At 47.0% G+C, this 11,862-nt stretch carries 9 protein-coding genes and 1 rRNA gene; 6 read left to right on the top strand and 4 right to left on the bottom strand.

Annotated features, from left to right (window positions below):
* Positions 1-107, top strand: a 5S ribosomal RNA gene (gene rrf / locus J7439_RS20985); the annotation flags it as partial.
* A gap of 168 nt (positions 108-275) precedes the next feature.
* Here the strand turns inward: rrf and J7439_RS20980 are convergent.
* Positions 276-2,927 (bottom strand): WH2 domain-containing protein, encoded by a 2,652-nt coding sequence (locus J7439_RS20980; RefSeq protein WP_209203950.1) that lies wholly within the window; start codon positions 2,925-2,927, stop codon positions 276-278.
* A gap of 228 nt (positions 2,928-3,155) precedes the next feature.
* On the opposite strand from J7439_RS20980, the gene putP reads away from it, so the two are divergent.
* On the top strand, positions 3,156-4,664 hold the full coding sequence (gene putP / locus J7439_RS20975) for a sodium/proline symporter PutP (RefSeq protein WP_209203949.1): 1,509 nt from the start codon (positions 3,156-3,158) through the stop codon (positions 4,662-4,664).
* 12 nt (positions 4,665-4,676) lie between these two features.
* Here putP and J7439_RS20970 read toward each other — a convergent pair whose 3' ends face one another.
* The gene (locus J7439_RS20970) at positions 4,677-5,225 is read right to left on the bottom strand and encodes a hypothetical protein (protein ID WP_209203948.1); all 549 of its coding nucleotides are present in this window, start codon (positions 5,223-5,225) and stop codon (positions 4,677-4,679) included.
* Between the two features lie 154 nt (positions 5,226-5,379).
* Between J7439_RS20970 and J7439_RS20965 the strand changes: the two genes are divergently transcribed.
* Positions 5,380-5,604: a hypothetical protein gene (locus tag J7439_RS20965; protein ID WP_101749297.1), complete on the top strand. Its 225-nt coding sequence runs from the start codon at positions 5,380-5,382 to the stop codon at positions 5,602-5,604.
* Between the two features lie 53 nt (positions 5,605-5,657).
* On the opposite strand, the gene J7439_RS20960 is transcribed toward J7439_RS20965, so the two are convergent.
* Positions 5,658-6,002, bottom strand: a complete 345-nt coding sequence (locus tag J7439_RS20960) for a hypothetical protein (protein ID WP_209203947.1) — start codon at positions 6,000-6,002, stop codon at positions 5,658-5,660.
* A 255-nt stretch (positions 6,003-6,257) separates the two neighbouring features.
* Between J7439_RS20960 and J7439_RS20955 the strand changes: the two genes are divergently transcribed.
* A complete protein-coding gene (locus J7439_RS20955; RefSeq protein ID WP_209203946.1) occupies positions 6,258-7,709 on the top strand; it encodes an isochorismate synthase in 1,452 nt (483 codons plus the stop codon).
* A gap of 56 nt (positions 7,710-7,765) precedes the next feature.
* Here J7439_RS20955 and J7439_RS20950 read toward each other — a convergent pair whose 3' ends face one another.
* Positions 7,766-9,022 (bottom strand): hypothetical protein, encoded by a 1,257-nt coding sequence (locus tag J7439_RS20950; RefSeq protein WP_209203945.1) that lies wholly within the window; start codon positions 9,020-9,022, stop codon positions 7,766-7,768.
* Positions 9,023-9,266: 244 nt separating this feature from the next.
* Here J7439_RS20950 and menD point away from each other — a divergent pair, with 244 nt between their 5' ends.
* Both menD and menH read left to right on the top strand, forming a co-directional pair.
* Positions 9,267-11,018, top strand: a complete 1,752-nt coding sequence (gene menD, locus J7439_RS20945) for a 2-succinyl-5-enolpyruvyl-6-hydroxy-3-cyclohexene-1-carboxylic-acid synthase (protein WP_209203944.1) — start codon at positions 9,267-9,269, stop codon at positions 11,016-11,018.
* The gene (gene menH, locus J7439_RS20940) at positions 11,015-11,842 is read left to right on the top strand and encodes a 2-succinyl-6-hydroxy-2,4-cyclohexadiene-1-carboxylate synthase (protein WP_209203943.1); all 828 of its coding nucleotides are present in this window, start codon (positions 11,015-11,017) and stop codon (positions 11,840-11,842) included. Before menD ends, menH begins: the two co-directional genes overlap by 4 nt.
* The last annotated feature ends 20 nt before the right edge of the window (positions 11,843-11,862 follow it).

The following is an 11,862-nucleotide window of genomic DNA, read 5'->3' as shown; positions in this document are numbered from 1 at the left end:
CATAGAAGGTTAGAACCACCTGATCCCATCCCGAACTCAGCAGTGAAATGACCGATCGCCGATGGTAGTGTGGGGTCTCCCCATGTGAGAGTAGGTCATCGCCAGGCACCATTTTTACCTTGAGTTCACTCAAGGCTGAAAATCCCGGTTGAGTAATCAACCGGGTTTTTTTATGACCTGGAAAAAACTGATGCTTTCCATCGGCACAGGCGCTCAGCAATGAAATGACCGATTCCCGGGCGGCTACCACCGATGGTAGTATCCTGGAAGGAGGGTTAGTTGTTCCACGCTTCATCATCATCAGACTTAACTTTATCATCATCAGACTTAACTTCACCATCAGTCTCAATATGCGGTCTTCTTGAAGTTATGGCATTTTTCAGGGCTGTAGTTAGATCAACTTCCTTGCTCTCTTGACCAGGTTGTTTAGAGTTTGCTGCGGAACTACCCCACTTTTCACCTTCCGGTGCTTTATCTTGACTTCGATCCTTAGCTGCATTGCTTTTCAAAGCGGATCTATCACTTTTTTTATTCTCAGGTACTTTCTTTAATGGTTTTCCTTTGCGAATATCCTTGAGAACTGCATTTCTTATGTCATCTTGATTTTTGACGCCACTACTGCCTTTCTTGGTCTGGCCTCCTACTGATGGTGGTGGTACTGGTTTGCTACCACCGGTTTGCCCTTTAGCACCAACGCTTTTTGTAGTGTTGCCAGCAGGTAGCGGTGGCGGAGGTGGTGGTGTCGGTACTGATTTACTACCATCGGTTAGGCCTTTATCTCCACCACTTGTTGTGTTTTCAGAAGATGGCGGTTGTGGTGCTGGTCGTGTTGGGCGATCTGCTGTTGGTCGTGTTTGGCGTGTTTGGCGTGTTTGGCGTGTTGGGCGTGTTGGGCGTTTTGGTGGTGTTTGTTCTTCGGGGCGTGGAGGTATTGGTGGTGTTTGTTCTTCGGGGCGTTGAGGTATTGGTGGTAGTTTATTTCCATTGGGGTGTATTTCAGCGTCCCTGTTCCCTGTAGTGTTGCTGTTACTGGGTATCGGTGGTAATACTTTTTTGGCTTGGAAGGTCTGTGGCTTTTCAGTAGCTGATTCCTGATGCAGGCCTGAGGGAATGTTTGCGTCAATACTGTCTTGAGGTACTTCAGCATCACTTACTGCTGGAGCTTTGTTACTTGAGTCAGCAGAACTGCTACTCAAAGAGTGATTATTGCTTTCATTCATTTCAGCGTCGGGCTTGGCATTAACACCGATGTGATCAGTTTTATTGGTTACTGGCTTTGCATGCAACATTCTCAGTTGTTTTGCTGTGTCAAGCTGTTGCGAAGTAACAGTGCCTTGCACTATATTGGCTTGTCGACGATACTTCTTGGCTTTTTTGGTCTCATCCTTCGTGGCTTTTTGATATGCATTACTGGCCAGCTCACAGGCGGTGTGCGCAACAACCAATTGATCATAGGCTTCTTTCTGATCAGAGTTTTCTGTTACTGATCCTTGAACATCATTTTTGAGTTTTCTTATTTCCTTTTCAGGTAACCAGCCCTGTTCCTCAGACACAAGGTTTTTAAAGTGACTATCAGTGCAAGCATGATTGAAGGATTGTAACGCCAAATTCGAATTGGTATCTGTTGGATCAAGGTTTTGTAGACTTTCCCATGGTTTGGTTAATTCTACTCCTCTATAAGCAGTCAGGAATGCTTCAGGATGTGTGAGAGTTTCTGGTGTCAGATTTTGTTGGTCTTTAAAATATATTTCGACACTGGAATTAAATTGTTTCAGCCTGAAAGTCAATAATCCATACAGGTTTTTATATTCATTTTGTAGTCTTTTAAAATCATTAAATTTATTAACTTCTCTTTCTTCAATTTTTTGGATTGTAGCTTTTGTTGGTTTTCTTTTACCTTCTAATAAATTTTCATTAACTGCCGTTGCTTTCGCCTCATTTTTTATGATTTGAGAGGCATTTGTTAGTGTTTTATTTAGGTTTGTAATTATTGTGGGTATTATTTCACGTTGCGCTTCTAAACCTTTTATTTGTACATCTGTACTTTTTTCGATCTTCTTAAAATACTTATTAGATTTTGTAGCAACTTCTTCCAGGAATGGACGTATTGTTGAATTTCTTACTTCTATAATTTGATCTGATAAATATTTATTCTCTTTCAGATTATTTCTTGTTTTGCACAAAGTCGCTACTTTTTCAACATCTTCGGAAAACATGTCGACCATCATATCTCTTAGTGCTTTTCTATGCTTTTTGCATAAGTCGTAATCAATCTTTTTGGCAGCCTTGTACAGACCTTTTACCACTTCACACTTTTGCTTGGTCAATTCAAGGGTATGAGTATCTTCTACACCAGGGTCAATGCTTCTGAGGTGATTTGGCATTTCCTCAACAAGTATTGCCATTTGAGCATTAATTTTTTTAATGAGCGGATCTGTTATTTTGGGTGGCAGGCGATGGTGATCTCCGAGTCTCTGTACTTCCTCGTATAATTTAAGGAGTTTTTCTCCCGAGTTGCAGGATCTGATTTCATAAGAGAGATATCTCTTAACATCTGATTGAACAAGCTTCTGGAATTTTTTATGGCTGATAAATTCACAGCCATCTGGGATTTCGTCAGGAAGCTTCAATATACTATCAATATGATCAGATGTATTTTGAACTTCTTGTGTTAAAAGTTTGACCCGTCTATTGGTTAGGGATGCTTGAAACTCATGCATTTTTTGATTGCGAGCATATTTTTCTGGATTAATTCGCTCTATTTTAAGATAATTCTCGATCTTTCGTCCCCACTTGGAAACCAGCTTCCCATGACTATCCAATATTTTACTGTCCTTGCCCGATTCAATTCCAACGTACCTTGCTGGTTTTTGCTCAGGTAATTTTATCTGGTTATAGGAGGGGGGTGATATGCGTTGACTGTCCATGTCTGTATCCACAAATTACAAGTTTATTTGTGAATAATAGCGTACCTTAACTGGATCAATATAAGGGAAACTTTTAATCAAAATAATTTTTTATCTCAGGGCTAAGAGTCATATTTTTGGCAGACTTTATTTGATAAATAACTAATTAAATCAGCAGGTATTCCAATTGAATTGAACAAATAAATGTGGGCTAACGTTGAAGATATATATACCAAGAGTTTAGCCATCATGGAAAACCAACTACAAATAACCATAACCTTCCTGATCTATTTTATTGCCATGCTGGGGGTTGGTTATATTGCCTGGCAGAGAACCCAAAACTCTTCTGACTATTTTCTTGGCGGACGCTCACTGGGGCCGTGGTCGGCGGCATTAAGCGCCGGTGCTTCTGATATGAGTGGGTGGCTATTATTGGGCCTGCCGGGGTATGCGTTTGCGGCTGGTTTTGAGGCGATCTGGCTGGGTCTGGGGCTACTGGGAGGAACCTGGCTGAACTGGCTTCTGGTGGCCCGTCGTTTAAGAATATACAGTGCGGTTGCGAATGACTCTTTGACACTTCCCGAATTTTTTTCCAACCGTTTCTCCGATCTGAAGTATATCCTGCAACCGGTCAGTGCGGGTTTTATCCTGATTTTTTTTCTTTTTTACACCAGTTCAGGATTGGTAGCCGGTGGCAAACTCTTTGAATCTGTTTTTGGCTTCGACTACCAGCTGGCGGTGATTCTTGGCATGTTGAGTGTGGTCTCCTACACCCTGTTTGGTGGTTTCCTGGCGGTCTGCTGGACCGATCTGGTGCAAGGCCTGCTGATGTCGGCAGCACTGCTGATCGTTCCGGTGACCGTGCTGGAAGTCACCGGAGGTGCCGGGCAGGTGCTGACCGACATTAACCAACTGAACCCCCATCTGACCAGCATGTTCACTGATGTTCGGGGGGAAGCGCTTTCTGTGATTACGGTTTTGTCATTATTGGGCTGGGGGCTGGGGTACTTTGGCCAGCCACACATTATGGCGCGTTTTAAAGCGGTGCAGTCCAGTCATCAGCTAACGTTGGCACGGCGTATTGCGGTTTCATGGACTGGAATCTGTATGCTGGGTGCCTTGCTGGTTGGTTTGACCGGAATCATATATACCCAGCGGCAGGGATTGGTATTAGACGACCCGGAAGCTATTTTTATGCTGATGGTGAATACCCTTTTTCACCCGGTCATAGCCGGTATTCTCCTGGCCGCTATTCTGGCTGCCATTATGAGTACCGCAGATTCTCAGTTGCTGGTTTGTTCTACTGCGGTAGCAGAGGATTTTTATCGCAATATGCTGCGTCCAAATGCTACTCAGGGTGAGATGCTGATGGTTGGCCGTATGGCTGTTGTCGGTATAGCGGTACTGGCCACGGTGCTGGCACTAAACCCGGACAGTTCTGTACTGGAGATGGTGTCTTATGCCTGGGCAGGGTTCGGTGCCGCCTTTGGTCCTGCGCTGCTGTTTTCCCTTTACTGGAAGCGAATGAATGGGTTGGGAGCCCTTGCTGGTATTGTTGTGGGAGGGGTAACTGTGGTGGTATGGCGTTCGCTCAGTGGGGGAATTTTTGAAGTTTACGAGATTATTCCCGGTTTTATCGCGGCGTCAGTGGCAATAGTGGTGTTTAGCCTGTTGGGAAAAGCACCTTCTGATGCGGAGTCCGAGACCTTTCAGGAGGTGCAGACGCTTGTGAAATCACCATCCCCTGACAATGGATAAGCAGCTTATTGACTAGTTATGGCGCGGATAACGCCAGAAGTTAGGGCTGAAAGGCAGTGTCAGGGTGGTATCCACACCGGCAAGAGAAGCTTCCGGATGATATTTGCTCAGATGGTAGCGCACCCGCTGCTCCTGTTGTCTGGAGACATCCACCATAATCAGATGTTTGCCTTTTACCAGATCATCGTGGAAGCGGGCCGTTTTGTAATTCTCGCGGGTGATCCCTGCCAATCCACCACTCCAGGCACCAAACATGGTAAAGACGCCAGCGACCACCAGAAGGGCGGGTAGCGGGATCTCTATCCCGATTGGGTTCCACCACTCAATCACTGTGGCCGCCAGCAGGCCGACAACACCACCAATGAGGGCTCCCAGTTCTCCGGAGTGAATGACATCGTTTTCCTGCAGCATATTGGCACTGTGAACCTGTTTGTGATACAGGCCAGCTTCGTTTCGGCTTAAAACATGGAGATGCCAGTTGGTGATACCATCCCGGTGCAGGTCTTCAGTAATTTTGGTGACGCTGTCCAGTGAGCCAGTCAGGTAGTAAAGACGTTTCATAATAAACTCCTGCTTTACTGCGCGCAGAATCTAAGAATAGAGTATAGATTATCCGGGAGGCTGCCTGAGAATAGATCACCCCGGTGCTATTCTTGCCAGGGCGTTATTCTAAGGTGGCTTCCCAGAGGCCCACATTGTTTTAGGTGAATTGACGATGAAGCAAATAAAAGTTGCAGTCAGAAAGAAAGGATCCCGAAGCGCTCAGGAATTCAGTGAAGCAGACAATGAGCTGAAGCAGACTCTGGAGCGACTGGCAAAAAAGGGATTGAACCCTATGCAGATGTGCCAGAAGCTGATTGAACACGAGGTGAAGCATCCCGGCGGCGGGGACTGGACCTACGACCGGGTCGTTGAGGAGTGTGAGCGGTTGAAAGTGTGATGCCCCGGCAGACGGTTGGCGAGGTTGCCTGAGCGCAACCTCACCATTTGCCGTTATTTTTTTGTGTCCTTCAGAAGATTCTGGAAGCGGCGCAGCTTCTCTTCCTGAGTCAGCTGAGGGACTGTTTCTGACGGCTCCTGAATAAGCGGGCTGTAATCCAGCGTTAAAGCTTCCACTGCTGTTTCCTGAGGTGTCGCGCGTTCCTGAAGCCAGGCATCCATCACATCAAGGGCCTCTAGCAACCCTTGATGTTCATCCGATACAGTCAGGTCTTCAGCATCCGCCATTTGGTTTATCTTTTTTACCAGGTTACTGCGAATCTGGAGAATTCGTTCCTCCGAGATCTGCTCCCTGTTCTGTTCCAGCCATTGTCTGGCTGACTCTCCGTTGGTGGCCATGGTGAATAGTTACCCGTGCTGATGAAACTGATCAAGGGTTCAGTTCTGCTGAAAGGCATGAATTTCAGCGTTGAAAAAAATGCAATGATAAAAAGTTACGTTGAAAAATTCATCTACTATTACCAACAGTTGGCTATACCCTTAGGGATGTCATGGCTTTCTCGGTAAATACGATCCAGATACCGGTGGCCAATCTACGTACAATTTCGTTATCTTACGATGTCTTTTTTTTAACGATCTTATTGGCAGGATGTCTTGACCAGTGTAATTCAGGCTCAGTTAGCATTGATGGTGGAACAGTTGGAAAAGCTGTTATCTCAACCTGTGCCTGAAAAGCGGCTGGTCAGAATTGAGCTACCTTTCCCGGCCATTCACCTGCTGGGCTTTCTGGCGGCACAGGACTGCTGTGAAAAAGCGTTCTGGAGAGACCGGGAAGGCGATCAAGCTATAGCGGCGCTCGGTTACAGCTGGTCAGAAACATTATCCTGTCGGCAGGACCTGGATTGTGCATTTGCCAGTGCTCACAAAATCCTGAGTCATTTGCCGGAGCATACGAGCAGTCACTGCCTCTGCTACCTCTCCTTTGCGGATGATGAAGCGTCAATATGGTCTGCTTTTGGTTATGGAAGGGTCATCCTGCCACTGCTGGAACTGGTTCAGACTCGCAAGGGAACGGTGTTGGGTGTGAACCTCAGGTCTGACAATGCTTTGGAATACCATGGCAGTATTCGCAAAGCTCTGGAGATTATCGCAGCACTCAACTGCAGCCAGCAGTTACCCGGGGCTGACTTTACGTTTCAGCTCGCAGGTTACCAGCCAGACGTCAATGTCTGGAACCAACTGGTTGACAAGGCCCGGCAGGCGTTTGCATCGGGCGTGCTGGATAAGGTGGTGTTATCCCGGGAAACGTGTCTGAAACTTGAGGGGCATCTCTCCCCATTCTCATTGCTTTACGCATGGCAGCAGGCGAACCCGCATTCCTATCAGTTCCTCTTTCAGGGGCAGGGGCAAACGTTTTTTGGCTGCTCTCCGGAGCGACTGGTGAAGCGACTGGAAAATATTATTTCTACCGAGGCCCTGGCAGGTACCATTGTCCGCGGTCAGAACCTGCTTGAAGATGCTCAGCTGGCAAGCCTGCTGATGAGCGATGGTAAAAATATCCATGAAAACCGTCTGGTTCTGGATGATATCTGCCATAGGTTGGAACCCCTCTGTCAGTCCCTGGAAGCGGATCGCAGCCACTCGATTGTTAAACTGCGCCATATTCAGCATTTGCGTTACCAGATTCGTGGCGTACTGAACCACGACGTGAGTGATCAACAGTTACTGGACATACTTCATCCGACCCCCGCAGTGGGTGGCGTTCCAAGAGAGGACGCATTCTCCTTTATTGGTGCCAACGAACCCTACGCACGTGGCTTGTATGCCGGTGTTTGTGGGATTGTTGGTGTTCAAAAGAGTGATTTCAGTGTGGCAATTCGCAGCGCCCGTCTGGCTGATAATGCCCTGATGCTCTACTCCGGTGCCGGTATTGTTAAGGACTCGGTGGCCGACGAGGAGTGGTCCGAGCTGGACAATAAAATTGCCACGGTACTGGATATTCTTGATCGTCAACAGACCGGTGATATCGCTGTATTGTCGGGTCAGGCAGAGAAACGTGTAGACAGTAACCATGATTATGCAGCGCTCTCTTCACGTACCTGCTGACAACTCTGAAAAGTTCAGAAGCGATGAAAGTAATGTAATACTTTCATTTGTTCTGGTTAGTCGGAAACGACATTAGATGAATTATCAATCCCCAATTTCCAGACCTGATCAATTAATTCTTGTGTTAAACAACCTGAAGCAATTAATCCTGTAATAATTTTGTTTAGTGGTATTCCTTTGGCACGACAAGCGTCAAAACAATGATCCAGCAGATTGTCATCATCCAGAACGACTTCAGGGAAATCCAACTTTAAGCTGAGGATATCAGCATTTGATCGGAATGCACTCTTGACTTGTTCTTGAAGACAGTTGTTTGCTAATAGAATTTCGATTTGTGAAATAATAGGTTCACTCTTGTTATCTTCCCTGGCAGCATAATAACCTTGACCAACGCTATCATCTCCCATGTACAGAGCGAATTGCCAGGTTTCCCATTCTTCTTTCATAAATGTTGTTGGGTTGTTGCTGGAAATTTCAGAAGATTCGCTAAATTCAGGGTTAGTTTCGTACAACCCTACCTCACACTGATAGTCAGTGTTTAACACAGAGATAAACCGACCCATAAGTTCTTTGCTGTTGTCAGGCAGGTCTCCGTAGATCAAAGATAATCTGGAGAACTCTGTTGCAAGCTGTGAGGCAGCCCGATTCTGGAGTGCATTAATGGGATCCTGGTGACTTGTTGGCCTGGTGGCGGATGCACTGCTTGAAGCTGCTTTCCCAGTATCAGGGATACCTTCGTTGTATATTCTATTGATAAGAGTTTCCTGCAAAAGTCCTCTTTTGATCGCAGTCTTAATAAAGGACGTTGCTTCTACAAGACGGGTTTCAAGTATTGTTCTAAATTGGTTAGGGGTGTCATTTTTTAATACTACTGCAATGAGATAATCATTGAAATATTGTGGGTCAATGTCTCGTAAAAAATCTTTCAAAAGATCAGTTCTATGATCAAGAGGTATATCTTTAACGATATCTTCAACAGCATCATATTGTTGGCTATCAACTAAATTTTTTTGCCATTTATTCCAGTCCCAGCGCTCTGGATCAGTAGGATTAGCCAAGTGATAAAGCCCTGGAGTTAACGTGAAGCGTGTTGACGATAAATCGTTCAACCGAATAATGGTTCTGGCAAATAATGATTTTCTGATATCACTGATATTAACGGCATTAGTTTGCACTTGTTCATCGATTTCTATAGATTTTTCAATAAAATTTTTGGCCAGTTTATTGATGTCATCACCAATTTCCTTTGGTGAATTACCCATTGATTCTTGATAAGTTGATGGTCTACCGATAGCAAAAATAGTTGTGTCCACAATAATACACCTCAAAAAATGTTTGACAGAACCTGCCTGTAGAGAATATAAGCAGCCGCTAAAGTTATGGTTTGATAAATAACCCTGTGGAATTAGAGTCTCAAATTGAGAAAAAGTTCATAACCCTATCGACAGCCCATGACTACCGGGCTGGAATCATCTTCGGCAGTTCAGGCCTTTCTTAATGACATGAAAGGTCTGGAAATTCCCACCATCACTGGCTGCTCATGCGGTGAGTTTGTTCATGACAGTTAAAACCAACGACGCAAATATCAACGGCATCTGGTCTGCAGTGCTGATCGAAGAACTGTGGCGACTGGGTATCCGGCATTGCTGTATTGCCCCGGGATCCCGCTCAGCTCCATTGACCTTTGCCGTAGCAGATCATCATGGTATGACCCGCCATATTCATTTCGATGAACGAGGGCTTGGTTTCTTTGCCCTGGGTCTGGCCAAGGCCACGGGAGAACCGGTGGCTTTGATCACCACTTCAGGCACTGCGGTTGCTAATCTCTACCCGGCGATTATCGAAGCTCACCAGTCGGGTATACCGCTGGTGGTTCTGACGGCTGATCGCCCTCCCGAGTTGATTGACTGTGGTGCAAATCAGGCCATTGATCAGCTGAATATCTTTGGTAACTACACCGGCGCGACGCTGGACTTGCCAACGCCGGACAGGTCCATCTCCCTCCGTTGGCTGCTGGGCAGTATTGATCAGGCGTATGCCCGTTCATCAGCGCTGGGGCTGCCTCTGCATATCAACTGCATGTTTCGGGAGCCGCTCTACCCCCACCAGGAGGAAGCAACGGTTCTTATTGAAAATGACGTCTATCTTGCCAGTATCCAGCAATGGATGGCCTCATTAACGCCTTATACTGAGTACTTTGTACCAGAGTTAACCCGGCTGCCTGATAGTGGTCGCTGGCAGCGTTTTGCCGACGGTAAAGGCCTGATTGTGGCGGGACGGGTGATGCCTGAGACTGACGTTAATATCATTGTGCAGTTATCAGAACGCCTGGGCTGGCCATTAATTGCCGATGTTCAATCACAGCTGCACGGTCACCCGAAAACCATCAGGCATGCTGACCTGTTACTGGCCAGTTCTGCCAGCGAAAGTCTATTCAATAAGGTCGACCGTGTGCTGCAGATTGGCGGTTACCTGACGTCGAAACGATTGGATCAATTTATTGCCCGGCACCATTGGCAGGAATTCTGGATGCTTGACCCTGCACCCAGAAGAGTCGATACAGGACAGCGGCAGAGTGTGCGCCTGGTGGGTAATATTGATTCAGTTTGTCGTCAACTGTTGCTCAACAGTGAAGCGATACAGGCTGACAGGGAATGGAGCACACCATTTACAGCCCGGGCAGAAAAGCTTGGTGAATTGCTGAAAAGTCAACGGCCAGAGCAGCTTAATGAGCAATGGCTCGGTGCTTCTCTGGGGGAACTGTTACAACCCGGAAGCAGCCTGTTCCTGGGGAACAGTTTGCCCATTCGCATGGTGGATATCTTCTCAACACACCATTTGCCACGGGTTTATGCCAGCCGTGGCGTCAGTGGCATTGATGGGCTGATTGCTACTGCGGCAGGGTGTGCTGCGGGACATCAGGGGCCAATGGTGTTATTGATCGGGGATATCTCTTTCCTCCATGACCTTAACTCCCTGCAATTGGCGGCACAGTGCAAAACGCCGCTGGTTATTGTGCTGATCAATAACGACGGTGGTGGTATTTTCTATGTGACCACCAAAGGGTGTAGCAATGAGGTTGCCCATGTGACTAATGATTATTTTGTCACACCCCACGGTCTGACAGCAGAGCATGCGGCTGAGATGTTCAGAATTGATTACTCGGCACCGGAATCCATTGATGACTTTACCGCGCAGTTTAATAGAGCCTGCAGTCAGGCTGGCTGCTTCATTATTGAAGTCTTTACTGAATCTGGCCTTGGGGCAAAAAGTATTGAACAGGCCGTCGCTATGGCGAAAACACTGTGAGCCTGTCTTACTACTGCGCTGGAGATGTTAATGCGCCAGTCCTGGTGTTACTGCATGGGTTTCTGGGCAGTGCAAACGGCTGGGACTCCCTGCTGGCACCGCTGCAAGACGACTATTGCCTTATTACTATTGACCTGCCGGGTCACGGCTCAAGTCAGTGGCTGGAGAAAGATACGCAGGGGGCTGACTACTTCTGCGATCGCCTGGAACAGACGGTTCAAACCATTGAACAGGTGGAAGGCATCAGCCTGAAACGGTTCAACCTGCTGGGCTATTCACTGGGAGGGCGTCTGGCCATGGCGTATACCACTGCTTTCCCGCAGCGAGTGGCGAAGCTGTTACTGGAAGGAGCGCATCCCGGGCTGGTCAGTGAGCAGGAAAGAAGCGAGCGTTATCGGTCAGATCTGCAATGGGCCAGACGTTTTACTGAAGAATCAGTGGCTGATGTGCTTTTGGACTGGTATAAACAGCCGGTTTTTTCTGACCTGAATGATAGCCAGATTCGCTCTTTGATTGCTGAGCGATCAAAAGGCAGTGGTTCGATTCTGGCTAATGCCTTGATGGCATTCAGTCTATCGAAGCAGCCAGACTATCGCCGGGCACTTTCCCGGCTCAAGGCTGATTGTCAGCTCAGTCCCGGTTCACCGCTGTTCCCATGTGTTCATTATTTTTATGGTGAAAATGATCACAAGTTTGGGCAGCTTGGACAGCATTTGCTGACAGAGCATGTGATACACAGTGTCCACCCGGTGAGCGGGTGTGGACACAATGTTCATCGGGAGCAACCAGAGGCAATGGCCCGGTTGCTCAGAGAGCTCTTGTGAAGAGCTATAAGGAGTTGGAT

It is taken from the genome of Salinisphaera sp. G21_0, assembly GCF_017744115.1.
GTDB lineage: Bacteria > Pseudomonadota > Gammaproteobacteria > Pseudomonadales > Endozoicomonadaceae > Endozoicomonas.
This window is presented reverse-complemented; position numbering and strand designations above follow the sequence as displayed.